This is a genomic window from Mesorhizobium sp. M0145 (genome assembly GCF_040322355.1).
Lineage (GTDB): Bacteria > Pseudomonadota > Alphaproteobacteria > Rhizobiales > Rhizobiaceae > Mesorhizobium.
On the sequence record NZ_JAMYTK010000030.1, the window covers coordinates 24,577 to 42,367 of the forward strand.

At 61.5% G+C, this 17,791-nt stretch carries 17 protein-coding genes and 1 pseudogene; 4 read left to right on the plus strand and 14 right to left on the minus strand.

Annotated elements, in window-relative coordinates:
* Window positions 1-28: 28 nt before the first annotated feature.
* The 3 genes from NKJ28_RS28610 (at window position 29) to NKJ28_RS28620 (ending at window position 2,923) form a co-directional block, all read left to right on the plus strand.
* Window positions 29-1,012 (plus strand): sugar ABC transporter substrate-binding protein, encoded by a 984-nt coding sequence (locus NKJ28_RS28610; protein WP_352637919.1) that lies wholly within the window; start codon window positions 29-31, stop codon window positions 1,010-1,012.
* A gap of 196 nt (window positions 1,013-1,208) precedes the next feature.
* Complete coding sequence (locus NKJ28_RS28615) at window positions 1,209-2,189, plus strand: ABC transporter permease (RefSeq protein WP_352637921.1); 981 nt, start codon at window positions 1,209-1,211, stop codon at window positions 2,187-2,189.
* A gap of 2 nt (window positions 2,190-2,191) precedes the next feature.
* Window positions 2,192-2,923, plus strand: coding sequence for an ATP-binding cassette domain-containing protein (locus tag NKJ28_RS28620; protein ID WP_352455504.1), 732 nt, complete (start codon window positions 2,192-2,194; stop codon window positions 2,921-2,923).
* A 52-nt stretch (window positions 2,924-2,975) separates the two neighbouring features.
* Here the strand turns inward: NKJ28_RS28620 and NKJ28_RS28625 are convergent, their stop codons facing one another.
* From NKJ28_RS28625 to NKJ28_RS28680, 12 genes are all read right to left on the minus strand, one after another.
* On the minus strand, window positions 2,976-3,974 hold the full coding sequence (locus tag NKJ28_RS28625; RefSeq protein WP_352637922.1) for a sugar-binding transcriptional regulator: 999 nt from the start codon (window positions 3,972-3,974) through the stop codon (window positions 2,976-2,978).
* Window positions 3,975-4,071: 97 nt separating this feature from the next.
* Window positions 4,072-5,127, minus strand: coding sequence for a hypothetical protein (locus tag NKJ28_RS28630; protein ID WP_352637923.1), 1,056 nt, complete (start codon window positions 5,125-5,127; stop codon window positions 4,072-4,074).
* A complete protein-coding gene (locus NKJ28_RS28635) occupies window positions 5,128-6,210 on the minus strand; it encodes an ABC transporter ATP-binding protein (protein ID WP_352637925.1) in 1,083 nt (360 codons plus the stop codon). It abuts the gene before it with no gap.
* 77 nt (window positions 6,211-6,287) lie between these two features.
* Window positions 6,288-7,613 carry an iron-containing alcohol dehydrogenase gene (locus NKJ28_RS28640; RefSeq protein WP_352637927.1) on the minus strand — a complete coding sequence of 442 codons (1,326 nt, stop codon included), beginning with the start codon at window positions 7,611-7,613 and terminating at the stop codon, window positions 6,288-6,290.
* The gene (locus NKJ28_RS28645) at window positions 7,606-9,135 is read right to left on the minus strand and encodes a xylulokinase (protein ID WP_352637928.1); all 1,530 of its coding nucleotides are present in this window, start codon (window positions 9,133-9,135) and stop codon (window positions 7,606-7,608) included. Before NKJ28_RS28645 ends, NKJ28_RS28640 begins: the two co-directional genes overlap by 8 nt.
* 65 nt (window positions 9,136-9,200) lie before the next feature.
* On the minus strand, window positions 9,201-10,730 hold the full coding sequence (locus tag NKJ28_RS28650) for an ABC transporter substrate-binding protein (protein ID WP_352637930.1): 1,530 nt from the start codon (window positions 10,728-10,730) through the stop codon (window positions 9,201-9,203).
* A gap of 47 nt (window positions 10,731-10,777) precedes the next feature.
* Window positions 10,778-11,677, minus strand: coding sequence for a carbohydrate ABC transporter permease (locus NKJ28_RS28655; RefSeq protein WP_352637931.1), 900 nt, complete (start codon window positions 11,675-11,677; stop codon window positions 10,778-10,780).
* Window positions 11,677-12,588: a carbohydrate ABC transporter permease gene (locus NKJ28_RS28660; RefSeq protein ID WP_292655834.1), complete on the minus strand. Its 912-nt coding sequence runs from the start codon at window positions 12,586-12,588 to the stop codon at window positions 11,677-11,679. Before NKJ28_RS28660 ends, NKJ28_RS28655 begins: the two co-directional genes overlap by 1 nt.
* A gap of 341 nt (window positions 12,589-12,929) precedes the next feature.
* Window positions 12,930-13,976 carry an NAD(P)-dependent alcohol dehydrogenase gene (locus NKJ28_RS28665; RefSeq protein WP_352637932.1) on the minus strand — a complete coding sequence of 349 codons (1,047 nt, stop codon included), beginning with the start codon at window positions 13,974-13,976 and terminating at the stop codon, window positions 12,930-12,932.
* A gap of 545 nt (window positions 13,977-14,521) precedes the next feature.
* Entirely contained in the window at window positions 14,522-15,022 is a 501-nt protein-coding gene (locus tag NKJ28_RS28670; protein ID WP_352637933.1) for an N-acetyltransferase, read from the minus strand.
* A gap of 23 nt (window positions 15,023-15,045) precedes the next feature.
* Complete coding sequence (locus NKJ28_RS28675; protein ID WP_352455514.1) at window positions 15,046-15,351, minus strand: type II toxin-antitoxin system TacA family antitoxin; 306 nt, start codon at window positions 15,349-15,351, stop codon at window positions 15,046-15,048.
* A 197-nt stretch (window positions 15,352-15,548) separates the two neighbouring features.
* The gene (locus NKJ28_RS28680) at window positions 15,549-16,664 is read right to left on the minus strand and encodes a Fic family protein (protein ID WP_352637934.1); all 1,116 of its coding nucleotides are present in this window, start codon (window positions 16,662-16,664) and stop codon (window positions 15,549-15,551) included.
* 232 nt (window positions 16,665-16,896) lie between these two features.
* Here NKJ28_RS28680 and NKJ28_RS28685 point away from each other — a divergent pair, with 232 nt between their 5' ends.
* Window positions 16,897-17,139, plus strand: coding sequence for a hypothetical protein (locus tag NKJ28_RS28685; RefSeq protein WP_352637935.1), 243 nt, complete (start codon window positions 16,897-16,899; stop codon window positions 17,137-17,139).
* On the opposite strand, the pseudogene NKJ28_RS28690 reads toward NKJ28_RS28685, so the two are convergent.
* Window positions 17,062-17,405, minus strand: a pseudogene (locus tag NKJ28_RS28690) (P-loop NTPase family protein); the annotation flags it as partial. The gene NKJ28_RS28685 and the pseudogene NKJ28_RS28690 overlap by 78 nt on opposite strands.
* Window positions 17,406-17,475: 70 nt before the next feature.
* A complete protein-coding gene (locus NKJ28_RS28695; protein ID WP_352637937.1) occupies window positions 17,476-17,643 on the minus strand; it encodes a hypothetical protein in 168 nt (55 codons plus the stop codon).
* Window positions 17,644-17,791 lie beyond the last annotated feature (148 nt).

Below are 17,791 nucleotides of genomic sequence, written 5' to 3' on the forward strand. Positions count from 1 at the left end.
AAGCAGCTATCTACGGAGGAGGAGAACCATGAAGAAGCTACTTATCTCGGCAGCCTTGGGAGCAGTACTGGCTGGAGGCTCGGCAATCGGCTCACGCGCACAGGAGCCGATGAACATCGTCTTCACGCATCATTCGTCGGCGTCGAACCCGTTCTGGCAGGCGGTGAAGAAGGGGTTTGACGACGCCTGCGCCAAGATCCAGGCCAATTGCCAGATGGTCTTCACCCAGACCGAAGGCTCGATCGAGCAACAATCGGCCAACATGCAGGCGGCACTCGCGGCAAAACCGGACGCGCTGATCACCTCGATCGTCGACAACAATGCCTTCGACCAGATCATCGCCGACGCCCGCGCTGCCGGCGTCACGGTCATCGCGTCCAACGTCGACGACACCGAGGGTGCAGCCGGCAATGCCCGCCAGGCTTTCATCGGCCAGGGCTTCATTCCCGCCGGCTACGAACTCGGCAAGAAGATGTCCGAGTTCTTCCCCAAGGAAGGCAAGATCAGGGCGCTCGTCGGCGTCTCCGCGCCCGGTCAGAACTGGTCGGAACAGCGCGCTGCCGGTGTCATGAAGTTCCTTGAGGAATACAAGGCCGCGAATGCCGGACGCGAAGTGGTTATTGAACGGCTCGACACCGGCACAGATGGCGCCGTCGTCGCCGATCGTGTCGGCGCCTATCTGTCTGCCCATCCGGACACCACGGTGTATTTCGACACCGGCCTTTGGCATGCCTACGTGGCCCAGGTCCTGATCGATCGCGGCATCGAGCCGGGCAAGGTGCTGATGGGCGGCTTCGACATCGTCTCGGAAGTCCTGCAACAGATGGAAGCGGGTTACATCCAGGTCCAGGTCGACCAGCAGCCCTACATGCAGGGTTTCATGCCGGTGATGGAAGCCTATCTCGCCAAGAACGTCGGTCTGCTGCCGGCAGACATCGACACCGGCAAGGGCATCATCGTCAAGGAAGACGTGCCAAAGCTCAAGCAACTGGCCGCACAAGGCGTGCGGTAGGCGCGAAGCCGGCGTCCTCTCCTCGTTCTTTACGCGGAGAGGGCAAGGGCGAGGGCCAGGGAGCAAGGCCTTGGGCGTCGGCTCCGTCCATCCCTCCAACGGCATCTCCCTTGTCAAGGGCGGTAGAAGACAGACTGCCGCCATCCCCTTGCCGATGCGACAAGCCAGCGCAAACAATCCCAAGCCGGAGCGAATGATGAAGCGCTTGATGAAGATTTATCTGGAGAAGCCGGAGCTTGCGGCGGTCGTGTTCCTGCTCCTTCTCCTCCTCGTCTTTCAGATCCGCTCGAACGGCGTATTTCTGAACACACAGAACGTGCGCGGAATGCTTGGGCTGCTGCCTGAAATGGGGCTGGTCGCGATCGGCGTGACCCTGCTGATGATATGCGGCGAGTTTGATCTTTCCGTGGGCTCGGTCTTTGCGCTGACCCCGATGACCATGGCGGTGATGCTCGCGGCAGGCGTGCCGTTCGCGCCGGCCTTTGCCGCCGGGCTCGCGATCGCCGCCCTGATTGGCTTCTTCAACGGGTTCATAACGATTCGTTTCGCGATACCAAGCTTCATCACCACGCTTGGCATGCTGTTCATCGCGCGTTCGCTGACGGTGGTAATCTCCGGTGGCTTCCCTCCTGTCATCTCAGCCAACGCTCTGCCGAAATGGCTATTTACGATCTATGTGGGACCGGGCGACCTCTTTCGCATGTCGTTCTTCTGGTTTGTCGCCGTGGCAATCCTGGTGACGGTGCTCCTGTCGCGCACGAATTTCGGCAACTGGGTGCGCGCCACCGGCGGCTTTCTGCCCGCCGCCCAGTCGATGGGCATCCCGACGGCCCGGGTGAAGGTCGCCTGCTTCATGATCTGTTCGGTGCTCGCCGGCTTTGCCGGCACCATTCAGGTGATGCGGCTCGGCGCGCCGCTGCCGTCGATCGGCGAGGGGCTGGAGTTGCAAGCCGTGTCGGCTGCCGTCATCGGTGGCGCCTCGCTGGCTGGCGGCATCGGCACCATCTTCGGCGGCATCATCGGGGCTGCCCTGATCCGCGTCATCGACAACGGACTGGTGCTGAGCCAGGTTGACGCCAACTGGTTCAAGATGGCAATCGGCTTCCTGACTATCTTCGCGGTCGTCGTGAACGCCTGGCTTCGAAAGCGGGGCAGGGCAATGAAGGTGGAGACCTGATCATGGCGGCACCCATCATCGCGATCAAGGGACTCCAGAAATGGTATTCCGGCGTCCACGCCTTGAAGAACGTCACTCTGGACATTTATCCAGACGAGGCGCTGGGCCTCGTCGGCGACAATGGCGCCGGCAAATCGACGCTGATCAACATCCTGTCAGGCACCCAAAAGCCCGATGGCGGCGAGATCAGGATCGACGGTGAACCGGTCCGCTTCTCGAACCCGCGCGACGCCATGGATCGCGGCATCGAGACGATCTACCAGTACAATTCGATGGTCCCGACCATGAGCATCGCCCGCAACGTTTTCATCGGACGCGAGCCGGTGAAGGGCTCGGTTTTCGGCATCGGCATCCTGGACCAGAAGCGCATGCGTGACGAAAGCGTCAAGGCGATCGCCGACGTCGATCTGCATCTGAGGTCGCCCGATGCGCTGGTCGGCGAACTGTCGGGCGGCCAGCGCCAAGGCGTGGCGATCGCCCGGGCCATGCACTTCAAGTCGAAAGTCATGATCCTCGACGAGCCGACCAATCATCTCTCGGTGAAGGAGACGCGAAAGGTGATCGGCTTCGTTCGCGCCCTCAAGGCCCAGAACATCACCAGCGTCTTCATCAGCCACAACATGCATCATGTTTTCGAATGCTGTGACCGGGTCGTGGCGATGGCGCGCGGCGAGATCGTTCTCGACAAGCGGATCGGCGAGACTTCGATCGAGGAAATCCACGAGGTTCTGTGACGTGGAGAAGCGATCACTCGCGAGCCACTCTGCTGATAGAGGTCAGTCTGCGCTATGGCTTTTCCGCAAGGATCGCCTCAGCGGTTTTTTCGTCGGTGATCAGCACATCGACCACTCCCAGACGCAACACGGCGCGCAGCACCGGAACCTTGTCGAGGCCGCCGGAGGGCAGGATCACAGTGTCGACGTCGCGCAGATGTTCGGGGGCGAGGCCGATGACACGGCTGTTTAGCGGGTGATCGACGAGTTGTCCGTCGGCGCCGATCCAGTGGCCGCAAATATCGCCGACGGCTCCGGCTTCGCGGAGCGATCTGAGATCATCGTCTCCTACCAGTCCGATCCGAAAGATGGTGGCGTCCTTGTGCACCGCGCCTACCGAAACGAAAGCGGCGTCAACATCGCGGGCATGGCTGAAAGCGTCGTCCAGAATTGACTGGCGCATAAGCAGATCGCGCGTGGCTTCTGTGTCTGTGAACACCGGTGCTGCGATGTAGAAGCATTCCGCGTCGAAGAGCGCCGCGAGCCGGGAAGCGATCTCGTAGATATTGATCGCCGATCCGCGCGTGAGCCCGCCGAGCAGGGAAACGACCGACATTCCTTTGACCGGGCGTACGGTCACTGACCGCAGACTAAGCTGGAGCGTCCGTCCCCATCCCACGCCCACCGATATCCCGTCACGGATTCTAAGCGACAGGGCCTCACCGGCGGCGGCTGCGATGACCTGTGGCACCAGGGCAGGATCGGGTGGTGTCGGAACCACGATTGGATCCGAGACACCATAGGCGTCCCGCAGCCGGTGCTCCAGCTCGATGCAGTTCGCCACCTTCGAATTGATGCGAACCTGAACGATCCCCCGCTGGCGCGCAAGCGCCAGCATCCGGTTGACGCGAAGGCGGGTCAGGCCAAGAGACTTGGCAATTTGCGCCTGTGTGAGGTCACCGACATAAGCAAGCCAGGCGGCGCGGACGAGGAGGCCTTCCTCACGATCAGCCGTGACCGAAGGCGTGACGGCTTGGCGGCCGTCGCGTTTTTTTCGTGCTGGTTTCTCCATCAGATCATCCTGTCCACTCCGCGGCAGCGGGTCCAGAGCGGCTCGGCGGAGCCATGTGCTCATCGATATGAGGCATCAATCGAGTTTCCCGGCTCCGCTAGCCTCGATGATAGCGGTCGAAGGACAAAACCAGCGGAGCATCATGGCAAATTGCGTCGATGATGGCAGTCGTCAGCGGCAGGCGATCGTGGGGAAGTACACCCCGGGCCATCATATTCTTCAAAGTCGGACCAAGGTCCAACGCCAGTTGCGCGCCCTCGACCGTGTCCGAACTCATATGTTCGCGCTTCGCCACCGAATAGGGCAGGCCGCGGCCGAGCAGGCGCCCCATGCGACCGTTACGGCCCGCCTGGCAGGTCACATAAAGATCGCCGGAGCCGGCCAGCCCCAGCACCGTTTCGACCTTTCCACCCAGAGCTTCGACCAGAATCGCCATCTCGGCCAGGGACTGCGAGAAAAGTGACGAGGCTAGGTTGTGCATGAGTGCGCCATTGGGCGCCTTGCCGTCGCGCTCGAGCAGCCCGACCGGAGCCCCAACGGCGAGTGTGTAGAAATTCTTGAAAGCGGCGCAGATCTCGACGCCGACGAGATCGGATGACGATCGCGCATGATAGAAAGGCGCGCGCAGAATGCGGGACGCCGCGGCGACCTGGTCGGGATTATGCCCGGCCACGATCACAGAGGTGTCGCGCTGCGCCGCCAGTTCGCCGGCAATGCATGGTCCGCCGACGGCCATCACCGGGACAGACAAGCCAGTGCGTTGCTCGATCTCGCGGGCAAGCAGATGTGGCAGGATTTCCACGCCTTCGTCGCTTGCTGCAAGGCCTTTCGTAATCATCAGTATCGGCACGGGCGACTTGATGCTTTCTGCAATGCGGTCGATCGCCCAAGGAATGCCGGCCGACGAGACGCCGAGTACAAGCAGATCGGGTCCATCGTTCATCGCCGCCCCGAATTCGGTCCAGGAACAGGCGGTTACCACATCAGGCAGAGTGATGTTGAGGCGTGGGTGATGACTTGTGCTGGCCACCGAGCCGACGATCTCCTCATCGAGATGGGTCCCGACAAGAGTGATGCGGTTACCAGCGTGAGCGGCCGGAAGCGTCATGGCAGAGCCCATGACGCCGGCGCCGAGGATGATGATCCGCGCCATTCAACTTCTTTCCTTGTCCAGCCGCTCGCCGCTACCTTGGTCGAACAGGTGGATTCGCTCAGGCGCCGGCTCCAGATGGATCACAGCTCCAGGAGAGAGCTCCATGCGGTCGTGCAGCACCGAGCAGATCGCGGTGTTGCCCATGCTGGCAAAGATGTGGATTTCGGGGCCAGTCGGCTCGACAACCGTAATCCTCGCCGGAATGCCGCGCCCGTCGGCCACTGGTCGAAGATGTTCGGGGCGAATGCCGTAGATCACCTTTTGGCCGGGCCGGACCGCAGCCCCTGGCGGGAGCGGGAGGGATAGCTCGTCGGTCCGCACCACCCAGGCGTCGCGCTCGGAAGCCACCTCGCCATGGAACATGTTCATTGCGGGCGAGCCGATGAAAGAGGCGACGAAGAGGTTTGCCGGGCGATCGTAGACATCGAGCGGGCGCCCGATCTGCTCGATATGGCCGTCGCGCATGATGACGATGACATCGGCCATGGTCATGGCCTCGATCTGGTCATGCGTGACATAGACGGTGGTGGTCTTCAGCCGCTGGTGGAGTTCCTTGATTTCGGTGCGCATCTGCACCCGCAGCTTGGCATCGAGATTGGACAGCGGTTCGTCGAACAGGAACACAGTTGGGTCCCGCACGATGGCGCGGCCCATGGCGACGCGCTGCCGCTGACCGCCCGAAAGCTGGCGAGGGTACCGTTCCAGATAGGGGGTCAGATTGAGGATCGATGCCGCCCACCCGACCTTCTGTTTGATTTCTTCGTTGGGGCGCTTCTTCAACTGCATGGAAAAGGCCATGTTGTCGAAGACGGTCATGTGCGCATAAAGCGCGTAATTCTGGAAGACCATCGCGATATTGCGGTCTTTGGGATGGAGCGTGTTGACGACCCTGTCGCCTATGGCGATATCACCGGATGTGATGGGCTCGAGACCGGCTATCATGCGTAACAGCGTGGACTTGCCGCAGCCGGACGGCCCCAACAGAACGACGAACTGGCCATCCTCGATCGAGAGATCGAGTCCATCGATAATAGAGAGGGCGCCATAGTCCTTCTTTATGTTGCTGATGGTGACGGACGCCATAAATTGCTACCCTTCGATTGCCCTTGCCGGTTGGATCGCATTTTCGCTATGCGAGCTATTGGCGATCGGATGCGCTCTCACCATTCGCTCTCCAGAAACTCTTCCAAGAGTCCCGCATCGGCGGCCAGATTGATGAAGGACCATCGACCGCGGATTTCCCGCGAATAGTGAATGGCGTCGTGCCAAAGCGCTCGCGGCAGGCCTAGTTCCGCGCCGGTGACCGGCCCTCCCGCAGCCTTGAGTGCTGCCTCCATGCGGGCGACCGGCATTGCCATGGGCCGAACCTCCTGGCGCAGCGCCGGCCAGATTTCCGCAAGCCTGCGGTTGAAGATTTCCGTCTGGCTGGCGTCGAGTGCCGTCTTCTTCGTCTCGGCAATGCAAAGTGGTCCAAGCTGCGCGCCATAGCGGGCCAGCATCGCCGCTTCGTCGATGGCGGTCGGCTTCACCTGCGGCGGCTCTTTCATGTCCAGCAGCCGCGCTTGCAGACGCGCCATGACCAGCGAGGCAACCCCAACCTGCTGACCATGCGTGGTGCCGGGATGGCGCTCTCCCGCGAACATGTCGACCCAATGGGAAATCTGGTGCTCTCCCATGGACCCGGGATGGGAAACGCCGGCAAAGCACACGCCCATCGAGCACAGCGTCAGGACGCGCTGGAGATGCCCGACAGCGGTGACGTCATGCCTGGCAAGGCCAGGCGCATGGGCCAGCATCGGCTCCTCATCGCCCGCCTGCAGCAGGTAGGGCACCTCGGAATAGTAAGTGTCGAACAGCCGATGCGAAGCCCACCAGTCGATCTGGGCCGTGGAGCGGCAGAGGCTGTCGCCAAGCCCGGCGGCGCTGAGCCAGGCGGGCGCTGCGGCCGACACGCCAAGGTCCAGGAAGATGCCCCGGGGCGCATGCGAGGGCAGCGAGATCTTGAGCCCGGAGGCCAAGGTCACCGACGCTGTCGAGGCGCCGTAGCCATTCATCGAGGCGGCCGTGCCGAAGACGGCATAGGGCCGCTCGTCGAGAAAGGTTGCATGCTTGCAGCCGTCGTTGAGGACGCCCGACCCGACGGCCACGACCCCGTCGGCGTGACGCGTCTTCTCCCTGACCATCTGGATCATTGCCTCATCGCAGTCGAGGCCGTCAGGCAGCACGATTTCGTCGATGTCGGCGATGGCACGCAGCGCCTTCGCGACGCGCCTGCCCATCACATCGACGGTGTTGATATCGGAAACCACGGCAACGCGGCTGCCTAGCTTCAGCGGCGCAACGAGATCCGACTCGCGGCCCTCCGTCGTCTCGAGCAGTTCGATCGTCTGGAACGGCAGGACCGCGGCCGCGCCGGTCTTGGGATCTGTCCAGCGTCCCGCGACAACGTCCTCGATCAACGCGTTCCAGTTGGTCGTTTCAGCCATGATCGGCCTCCATGAAGGCCGCGAGGCGCTGGTTCCAGGCTGAAAGCGTTGGCCAAAGATCGGCATGGATCGCAAGAAGTTCGGCGTAGAGCGCGGCCCGTTTCGTGTCCGGTTCGAAGGTTTTGGCCGGCTCGCTGGCCATTGCGAGCGACGCTTCGGCGATGGTGGAAAACCAGCCCGCCCCCTTTGCCGCCGCCATCGCCGCGCCAAGCGAGGAGGCTTCCACCGTCGTCGAACGTTTTACGGGACGGCCGAGTGCATCCGCCAGAATTTGCATCCACAGGTCGGACTTCGCTCCTCCGCCGATGGCTATGAACTGGTCGATGGTCTGGGCGGCAGCCGCAGCGGCCCGCTGACTTGTCGCGGCCTGATGCAGCGCTATGCCTTCCAGCACGGCGCGATAGATGTCGCCGCGGCGGCTCGAGCCCGAAAGCCCGGCAATCACACCGCGGGCAGCACTATCCCAGTGCGGGTCCATGACGCCCTGCCAGTAGGGTAGGAGCATTATGCCGCCTGCGCCGATCGGGCTGGCAGCGGCTTCGGCCTCGAGCGTCTCCAGGGCATCATTTGCGCCATGCAGATCGACGCCAAGCATCTCGCGCGCCATCCAGTCGACGAGAAAAGTGCCGGCGCGAAGGCACGTCTCATAGATATAGCCATCATCGGCAACCGCCGTCTCGGTGCGGAAGGCCTGGTCGTGGACGTAGTCCGTGCCGAAGCTGCCGGAGACGACCGCCGTGCCGAGGTTGATGTAAGCGCATCGCGGCTGCAACACACCAGCGCCCGTGCCGGCGCATTGACCGTCGCCGCCGCCGGCGACGATCGGCGTGCCTTCCCGCAAGCCCGTCAGCATGGCCGCTTCCGAAGTCAGTTGGCCCAGAACGGTGCCGGGCCGCGCCAGATCCGGCATCATGCGCCGGGCGACGCCCGCTGCCTCCAGTATATCGTTCGACCAGTCCATAGCTCGCATATCGAGTATGCCCATCGGGTCCGCGGATGCGGTGGACGTCACCCACCGGCCGCTTAAGCGAAAGACCAGATAGCCGTGGACCTCGGCCATCCGCTCCACCCGGGCAAAAATCTCGGGCTCTTGCTCGCGGAACCAGATCATGCGGTAAAGGCAAGGAATGACGTCCAGCGGCTTGCCGGATATTGCGTGGACGCGTGCCGCGCCGAAACTCTCGCCGAAGCGCCGTGCTTTCCCTCGGGCGCGCTCATCGAGCCAGAGCGTTGCGGGCCCGACCGCCTGGCCCTGCTCATCGAAAAGGCCGAAGCTCTCGCGTTGGTTGGCAATCGCAAGGGCGGCAATGCGTGCCGGCGAAACTGTTGCCGCGACCGCACGAAGCGCCGTGACCGTCGAGGTCCACCACTCGGCCGGATCCTGCTCGAAATAGCCCGAACGCGGGTTCGACAGCGCAAGCGGTGCACGACCTTCAGCCACCGCCAGACCGTTGCGGTCCCAGGCGATCGCCTTGGTTGCCGAGGTCGAGGAATCAATGCCGATGACGAGATCAGGAACCATTGCCGCCACGTTGCCAACGGGCGAGGGCGGTCGAAACCGCCTTCGCCCAAATCACCGATTACCCACTAAAGACCGGCATCCTTGACTTTGCCGTCGACAATGCCGGCAATGGCATCCAGGCATGCCTTGGCGTCGTCGCCATAGTCTTGGCCCGTAAGCAATTTGCCGAGCTCAACCGGAATGTCGTTGTTCGACAAATCCGCCCAGATCGGCATGTCCGGCTCCGATCCCATCTGGTTGTCGATAGTGTATTTGATCGCGTCGAAGTGGCGTGTCGTTCCGGGGCCGACAACGGCCTTCGCCTTGACCCGAGGATCTGTAAAAGAGGAATTGCGCATCGGCGAGGCGCCGCCGCCGAGCGTCGATACCCGCGCCATCACATCCTTCGAGCAGACCCACTGCATGAACAGCCATGCTGCTTCCTTGTTTTTGGAATATTGCGACAGCGAGATCGTCGAGCCGCCCTGGTGGCCGACGGCCGGGATTTCGTTGAAGCCGCAATCGGCGGCGGCTCGACGGCCAGGAACCTCCTTGGGCGCGGGCAGGGCCTCGAACAGGCCTTTGACCTTGGAATCATTGGCGTCGAAGCCGGGGAAATCCTCGCCCCAGGTGATTGCCATGGCGGCCTGACCCTGTGTCAGTGCCTGCCCCTGACCGTCCCAGGTCCACGTCGTCGCCGAGGGCGGCGAGTTCTTGACCAGCTCCTGATAGAATTGCAGCCCGGCCACGCCGCGTTCGTCATTGCCGACAAACTTCTTGTCCTTGTTGAAGATCGAACCGCCATGGCCCCACAATGCGAAGGTCCAGTCGCATTCCAGCGAATAGTGGCCGGACTTCGCCTGGCACGCGGTGCCGAAGATGCCGTTGCTTTTTTCTGCCTCTGTGAGCGCCTGCACGGCCTTGAGGTAAGCGTCGAGGTCTGTCGGCAGGGCAATGTTGTGTTTGTCGAATAGATCCTTGCGGTACATCAGGATGAAGATCGGAATATCGAATGGAATTCCGCACTGTTTGCCGTTGTAAATGGCAATGCCGTCGACCAGCGGCTTGGAGAAATCGTCCCAGTCGAAGTTGGGCATCGCCAGGTCTTTGTTCTGGTCGTAATACTCGCGCGGATCGACGACATCCTGGGCAAATGTCGCCATCCAGGACTGGTCGAGATAGTAGACGTCATAGGTGCCAAGCTGGCCCTGTACGTCTTGCGTCGCCTTGGCGAGAACCTGCTCCAGCGGTACGATCTCGACTTCCACCTCAATGCCGGTTGCCTTGGTGAATTCACCCGCGACAAGCTGGTTGGCAACGATCGTTGGCGGCGTCGCTTCCGAAGTGTAGCGGATTTTGGTGCCGGCATATGGCTTGCCGACATCGGCCAGCCACTTCAGCATGTCGGCGTCCTGGGCGCGGGCTTCCTCAACCCCGAGGCCCAGCATCCCCCGATTGGTGCGGCCGCCTCCTAGCATGGCCGATCCGAAGGCGGAAAAGCCGACACCGGCGAGCGCCATCTTCCTCATGAAGTCGCGTTTGGTTATTCGGCGCGCCGTAAAATCGTTGCAGGTATCGGTGACGAATGTCTTCTTGTCGTGTTCACTGAAGCTCATGATCGTTCCTCCATTGCGTTTTTGTCGTCGTTCTTCTCGTCTGCGCCTCACTCCTTCAGCGATCCGAGGGTGAGGCCGCGGACCAGATGCCGTTGAACCAGCAGGATAAAGATGAAGCTGGGTATGATCGCGGACGTGCCGAGCGCTGTGATGTAGCCCCACTCGGTCGCGGTCGAGGTGACAAAGGTCGAGATCTTCACCGGCACAGTGCGGATCGACGTTGTCAGGAACAGTGAGAGCAGGAACTCGGTCCACGAAAAGATGAAACACAGCACGGCCGTCGCAGCGATGCCGCCCTTGACCATGGGAAGGACCACGCGTCGGAACGTCTGCCAGCGCGTCGCGCCGTCAATCAGCGCCGCCTCATCGACCTCGCGCGGAACATCGTCGAAGAACGACTTCAAAAGCAAAACCGCCAGCGGCAGGTTAATCAAACTGTGAACGAGGATGAGCCCCGTATAAGTATCGCGCAAGCCGAGATCGCGGAACATGAAAACGATCGGAATGACGATCGCGATTGGCGGCATGAAGCGTTGCGAGAGAATCCAGAACAGGAAGGACTGCTGGCCGCTGAACTGCATTCGCGACAGGCAATAGGCGGCCAGCGTGGCCAGCAGCAGCGTCAGCGCCGTCGATCCGACGGCTATGATGGCGCTGTCGAGCAACGACCGGCGGGAATCGTAGGAACTGGCGCCACCCTTGATGACCCCGGCCGCCTCGCCGCCCTGTTCCATGCCGATGTCGACGCGTGAGACGCCAAGCAACGTCACGCGGTAATTGTCCGGCGTCGGTGTGAATCCGACGTAGACCGGTCCGCTGCGGTCGAAGATCGCCGAATAGGGTTTGATGGACGACAGCGCCCACCACGCGATCGGGAACATGAAGATCGCCACCACCAGGACGGCGAGCACGTCACGGGCGATCGTTTGGGCGCGCGACGACTCCATCAGAACCTCACCTTGAACAGCCTGACGAACAGGTTCGACACGACGATCAAGACGACGAGCACGATCAGCGACAGGGTCGCGGCATAGGGAAAGTCTCCGGTGAAGTAGATTCGACCCGCGTAGAATGAAAGTGTCTCGGTGGCCGTGCCTGGCCCGCCGGCGGTGATGATGTAAACGTAGTCGTAGATGCGAAAGAGATCGACGCCGCGGATCAGCACCGCGACCGCTATCACCTTGCGCAGCATGGGCAATGTGAGGCGCAAGAACGTCTGGATGCCGTTGGCGCCGTCGATCGCGGCGGCTTCGAAAGGTTCCTTCGGCAGCGCCCTGAGCCCTGCTAGGATGATGAGCACCATGAACGGCGTCCATTGCCATATGTCTGCCAGCAGGATCGCCGCCAATGCGGTTCCGGGCTGCGTCAGGATCGGCTGTGCCGGCGAGATCAGGTCGAGGGCATAGAGGTAGAACGACAGGACGCCGAAAGAGCCGTCCTGCATCAGCAGGAACATCATTCCGGTCACCGCAGGCGGCACCACCAGCGGCAGTGTCATCAGCGCCCGCAGCACGCCGTAACCTTTGCGATCGGTGTCAAGCAGAAGCGCGATGAGGATGCCGAGCGCAAGCTGAACCGCAAGCGCGACGAAGGTGTAGATCAGCGTGGTTTCCAGCGAATGCCACATACGCGCATCCGAGAAGGCGCGCGTCCATTGGTGGAGCCCGGCGAAGTCGAGCTGCCGGGAGACGACATTGCGTTTGTGAAACGACAGCCAAACCGAATAGGCGAGGGGATAGATGCCGAAAACGAGAAGCATCACCGTAATCGGCGCGAGCCAGGGAAAAGGATGCTCGGCCGTCATGAACCGGGGTAGGGCCCACCTGGAAGTCGGCCGCGTGAGGATAGCGCTGCTCACGTGCAAATCTCCGCTCGGTCACAGAGACGCATCGGCCTTCTCCCTATCGGCCAGATTGTGCCAACTTGAACTTTTGTAAGTTTGTTGTGCCTTTTGTTAAGAACGTGTCGGACGGCCGCCGATTTGTCAAGTGTCGGGTCCGTCAGCGCTCAAGGGATTTGCTCGTGGTAGATCCCGTCATCGGCGGGTATGAAGTTGTTTTTGGAGGGATCGCCGCCGGTAAATGCGGTGGACCGGCATCAAAAGCGCTCAGGGCCGCCGCCAACTTTGGCAGCCCAAGGAAAGCTACGGAAAGTATCGAGGAGATCGGGAGGACAGCCCGGGGGCTTTTGGAACTCGCCTTAATCCGGCAACAGGATCTGAAGCTTTACGTCCGCGGGCCGGGCTTCGACTGCGCGGTCGAAAGCGGTGATGGAATCTTCGAAGGGGAAGGTCGCCGAAATGAGTGGCTTTAGGTCGACCCGGCCCGACCCCATCAGCGCGATTGCCCGCTCATATTGATGGGCATATCGGAACACAGTCTCGATGCGGACTTCCTTGGTCGAGGCGGTGGCGACATCGAATGCGATCGGCGCCACCGGCAGGCCGACCACCACTACCGCGCCACCGGGCCGCGGCAGATCGAGCAGGGTCTCCCATGCCTTGGACGAGCCCGAGCATTCAAACACCACGTCGGCGCCCCAGCCATCGGTCAGCCGCTTTACCTCCGCCGCCAGGTTCTTGTCGCGGATGTTGACCGGGATCACGCCTTGATAGCCGCTGGCGATGTCGAGCTTGGGTTGGGCGAAATCTGCAACAATGGCGCGGGCGCACCCGCCGGCGAGTGCCGCGATCGCCACCATCGTGCCGATCGGCCCGGCGCCAATCACCACCGCCGTGTCACCAGGCGCGATCTTTGCTTTGGCAGCCGCCTGCATGCCGACAGCGAAGGGCTCCACCATGGCGCCTTCGGCGAAGCTGACATCGTCGGGCAGTTTGAAAGTGTAGTTGGCGGGGTGGACGACATAGGGCGTCAACACACCGTGGATCGGCGGCGTTGCCCAGAATCTGACAGCTGGGTCAATGTTGTAGAGACCGAGCCGGCTCGCCCGCGAATTGGGATCAGGGATACCCGGCTCCATGCAGACGCGGTCGCCGACCTTCAGATGCTCGACGCCTTCCCCTGTTTCGACGACGGTGCCGGCGGCTTCGTGGCCCAAGACCATCGGCGCTTCGACCACGAACGGGCCGATGCGGCCATGCGTGTAGTAGTGCACGTCCGAACCGCAGATGCCCACCGTATGGATCTTGATGCGAACTTCGCCCGCGCCGACGGTCTGTGGCAGATCGAAGTCCCGCAGCTTGAGTTCGTGCTGGCGTTCAAGGACAAGGGCGCGAACGTTCGTCATCGACGTAGTCTCCTCTAAAGCCGACTGTTCGAGGCCTCCGCGACCTTGCTTGCATTCGGCACGTTCATCATAGCCGCTCATTCACGGCTTCAAAATCCAGTTCGGAAACGGGTGTTGCAAGATTCCGACTATCCGTACCAACTTCCCGGCTAAGGGACTTTGAAGGCCGACCATGCCGCTGCCGAATTTCGTTTGGATCATTTAGGGTGCTCTGAGGTATCAAGTGATAGATTCGGCATCAGGATAGGAACCAGTGTTTAGAGGGCGACGTGCACACTCGCTGCACACAAAGTTCTCCCTTCTTTCGGTTCTGTTTTGTCGAAGAGGCAACAGGGCATGCTGTGACGCGATGTTTGAGAGATTGTCGCCCGGCTTCGGCTGCCCGGGCGACAGAGCACCTGACAGGGCGCCGTAGCACGACGAAAGAGGGTCTTTCTACTGGGTGTGCGAGATGCTTCTGAGGGCTTCGGCAAAGCACAGGGTGGCCGAACCCGTCGCGGTCCGAGGCGAAGGCTCCGCGTTAGGCGATGTAGGTGCTGCGTCGATCATGGCTCCACCAGTTGCTGGATTGCGTGCATCGGTAGGACGAGCCGGAGGGAGTCCGGCAGCCGCACGAAGCCGTTTCCCTCATAGAAGGCAGCGGCGCGCTCGCTGATGGCATCCACCACCAGCATCGAGGAACCGACTGTGGCCGCGCTCGCATAGGCGCGCCGCACGGCGTCGGCGAGAAGCATCGCACCCAGGCGTTCGCCCTGACGGGCTTCCGAGGCCGCCAGCCATCCGATCAGCGTGGCGCTGACCAGCGGATAGCGCGGGATGTGCTTGCGCGCGGCGGCCGGCACGTCGCCCTGTGCAAGGCTGGTTGCGCAAAGCGTATAATAGCCCAGCACGACATCCGGTTTATCAGGCTCCACTAGAATGAAGACCCCATTCGCCTTGCGCCGCACATCTTGGCTTGCCTGCGTCCGGAGATAACGGTCGAGTCTGTCGACGCCGCAGGCAAGGCCGTCCCGGTCGTGATGCGACGCGAGCGCCTCGATCTTCAAATCTGGCCGAGACGCCGCCATGCTCAGGACGCGACCCGGCGCTTGTGCTCGGCCAAGGCGCGGACCAGCCGCTCACTCGGCTCTGGCGGATTGACCAGCGCGTCGAAGAATGCCGCGCGGTCGCGATCGGACAGCACCAACGTCTCATGCTCGGCGATCGTCCGGCGCGCGGTGTCAGTGAGCGCAGTGACGCAGAAGTCGCTGACTTTGCGTCGTGACAGATGCGCTGCCCGCTCGATAAGATCCTTAGTCTCTTCATCCAACCGGAATCCGAGGCGTTCGACGCGGTTGGGCGTCTCTCGTTCGATCTGGGGCTGTTTGCGCGGCATTGGGATCACTCCCGTCGTGGTCTATGTTTCGCAGACAATGTACGTCACATAGACGAACAAATCAAACCGATTTCTGCCCTTCATCCACGCGCTGGTGGTCGAACATCAGCTTCGCCCGCTGTTCGGCTTCTACTGGGTGCTGACGGTCCAGGCAGGCAGGCTCTTCGACAGCCCGCTTCTTCTGTCCCTGTTGTGGTTTACGCTCGGCCAGCAAGAGTGTTCAATGCGTAACGTGTGTATCGTCGTTCGCCAGTTCTAATCAGTGCACCCTTGGCAACGAGGTCCTGCAAATCTCTTGTCGCTGACGCGCGAGATGCCTGAGTGATGGCGATGTAATTCTCGGCGCTGAGACCGCCCTTGAAACCATCTATACCTTCGCGGAACATCCGGGTGATGACCTTTTCCTGTCGCTCGTTGAAGTGACCGTGGTAGCGTTCGTAAAACTTGGCCCTGGCGACGGAGAATTCGACACGGGCAAGCGTTACGCGCTGCGCCTCAAGGATCGTTTTAGCGAAGTAGAGCAGCCAATCCGTAATCGCGTTGCTCTTGTTGCTGGCCTCGAGATTGTCGTAGTAGGCCTTGCGGTGGCGTTCAATCGTATACGCCAAAGCGATGAGACTGGGCTCACCCAGGCTTTGCGCCAACGCCTTTTCGCAGAGGGCACGCCCTATGCGCCCGTTGCCATCCTCGAACGGGTGAATGCTCTCGAAATAAAGGTGCGCGATTCCGGCACGCGTCAACGCCGGAATCGGTATCTTGCCTTTGGGCGCGGTTTCGTTGAACCAAGCCGCGAAGGCGTCCATTTCGGTCTTCACCCGGGCCGACGGCGGCGCTTCGAAATGCACTTTGGCCTTATCCAGCCGATTGGAAACGATTTGCATAGCATCGGCATGCTGGCGGTAGCTGCCGATGGTCCCGATACCCCGCTCACCCGACATCACCATCTTGTGCCAAGCGTAGAGGGTGCGGTGCGAGAGTGTATCGGCGAAATGCAAGTAAACATCGGCCATCATTTCAGCGATGCCGCGCTCGGCCGGCGGAATGTGCCTGATCTCGCTTCCCAGGCCAAGTTGCTGGCGTAAGGATGATTGCAGACTCTCGCGGTTGAGGTATTCCCCTTCAATCGCAGATGTCTTCAAGGCCTCTTCGCTGATAAGGTCGATGCGGATCTGGTCGCGATCGTTGGCACCCACATGACGAAAGACGCCCAGGAACTCGCCCGATCGCAACAGGAACTCGCTTTCCAGCGGTTCCAATACCTTCTTATCGTAGGTAAAATGCGGCCAGTCAGCCTGCTCCCAATTCCATACCATGAGTTATAGAGCACCTTTCTATAACTCATGATGCCACGACAGGTGAGCTATAGCAATCCTTGCTATGCCTCAGGGTCTTCTCGGATACGTCAACAATTGGCGAACGTGTTCGGGGTTCGAGTTGTAGACCGCTATATCGCAAGACCCACTGTTGAGGAGGCGTTCTTGCGGTCGCGCCAATCTGTTTCCGGCATGCGTCTTGATGCGATGGCAGTGCTTGGAGTGCGGGTGCATGCTTACGGAGCCTGGCCTTGGCCGGCTGTCCTTTATCGAAGTCCAAATGCCCACGCCGGTCGAGATGCCGCCCAAGGTCTTCCACGTAGTCAACCTCCTCCATCTCAACGGCAGAGACCTGCGTGAGGCTCCGCTCCTCGAGCCGCATCATCCTTCGCAGCGGTCGGATCTCACCTGGCATGCCTTCGACCAGCTTCCTGCCCTCCTGCAGGACGGTTACTTTCTCGGCCAGCTCGAATAGCGAATCCACGCGAGGTAAATGATGATCCTCGTGCGTGACGGGCTCATGCCGGCAAGCGGCTCGTCGAGTAGGAGGAGGCTAACCGATTGTTGTCAGCGCCAGACCGATTTGCAGCCGCCGTTCCCCGCCACAGGCAAGATCCGAAACAGGCCGATCGAGCCGCGCCATGAGGTTCACCAGCGCTGCCGTTCGCAAGACCTGCTCATTGAGACCGGAACGCCGCGGATATTCTTGAACGGATAAGCCTGAACCCTGAACTTTCCGCGCGCGCCTCGTCGAGGACTCGCGCAGGCCCGCGGTCGCAGCCCGCTAAGAGCCGCGGCAAGCTGTCCGTGGTCATTGATTGTTCAGCGCCGTGGCGATTGGATCCGCGCCGGCGAGGAAGCGACGGGGCAGTTCGCCCTCAAGCTGGATCAGCGTCCGAGCACGCTTGGCGGCGTCACCACCCTTGCTTGCCGTTCTGCAAGGTCCAGAACTGCTCGTGCTGAGTTCGGCGATCGTCATAGTTATATGTTTAAGATTCCAAAGGTCAGACAGAGACGGCTGCCGCGCATCCGGTGATTTTCGGGACCTAATGAAGCATCGGCGTTACCTACGCGGGCGGCAACTGGATGGGACTGCGCGGGAGAGCGGGCCAGCTTGGTTCGTCGGC

What these genes read in the sequence shown, in the direction of transcription:
- NKJ28_RS28640 (WP_352637927.1), bottom strand. Translation starts at nt 7,613, where the DNA reads ATGGCTGAAACGACCAACTGGAACGCGTTGATCGAGGACGTTGTCGCG.
- NKJ28_RS28630 (WP_352637923.1), bottom strand. Translation starts at nt 5,127, where the DNA reads ATGGCGCGGATCATCATCCTCGGCGCCGGCGTCATGGGCTCTGCCATG.
- NKJ28_RS28685 (WP_352637935.1), top strand. Translation starts at nt 16,897, where the DNA reads ATGCTTACGGAGCCTGGCCTTGGCCGGCTGTCCTTTATCGAAGTCCAA.
- NKJ28_RS28675 (WP_352455514.1), bottom strand. Translation starts at nt 15,351, where the DNA reads ATGCCGCGCAAACAGCCCCAGATCGAACGAGAGACGCCCAACCGCGTC.
- NKJ28_RS28680 (WP_352637934.1), bottom strand. Translation starts at nt 16,664, where the DNA reads ATGGTATGGAATTGGGAGCAGGCTGACTGGCCGCATTTTACCTACGAT.
- NKJ28_RS28610 (WP_352637919.1), top strand. Translation starts at nt 29, where the DNA reads ATGAAGAAGCTACTTATCTCGGCAGCCTTGGGAGCAGTACTGGCTGGA.
- NKJ28_RS28615 (WP_352637921.1), top strand. Translation starts at nt 1,209, where the DNA reads ATGAAGCGCTTGATGAAGATTTATCTGGAGAAGCCGGAGCTTGCGGCG.
- NKJ28_RS28635 (WP_352637925.1), bottom strand. Translation starts at nt 6,210, where the DNA reads ATGGCGTCCGTCACCATCAGCAACATAAAGAAGGACTATGGCGCCCTC.
- NKJ28_RS28620 (WP_352455504.1), top strand. Translation starts at nt 2,192, where the DNA reads ATGGCGGCACCCATCATCGCGATCAAGGGACTCCAGAAATGGTATTCC.
- NKJ28_RS28665 (WP_352637932.1), bottom strand. Translation starts at nt 13,976, where the DNA reads ATGACGAACGTTCGCGCCCTTGTCCTTGAACGCCAGCACGAACTCAAG.
- NKJ28_RS28650 (WP_352637930.1), bottom strand. Translation starts at nt 10,730, where the DNA reads ATGAGCTTCAGTGAACACGACAAGAAGACATTCGTCACCGATACCTGC.
- NKJ28_RS28625 (WP_352637922.1), bottom strand. Translation starts at nt 3,974, where the DNA reads ATGGAGAAACCAGCACGAAAAAAACGCGACGGCCGCCAAGCCGTCACG.
- NKJ28_RS28645 (WP_352637928.1), bottom strand. Translation starts at nt 9,135, where the DNA reads ATGGTTCCTGATCTCGTCATCGGCATTGATTCCTCGACCTCGGCAACC.
- NKJ28_RS28655 (WP_352637931.1), bottom strand. Translation starts at nt 11,677, where the DNA reads ATGGAGTCGTCGCGCGCCCAAACGATCGCCCGTGACGTGCTCGCCGTC.
- NKJ28_RS28695 (WP_352637937.1), bottom strand. Translation starts at nt 17,643, where the DNA reads ATGACGATCGCCGAACTCAGCACGAGCAGTTCTGGACCTTGCAGAACG.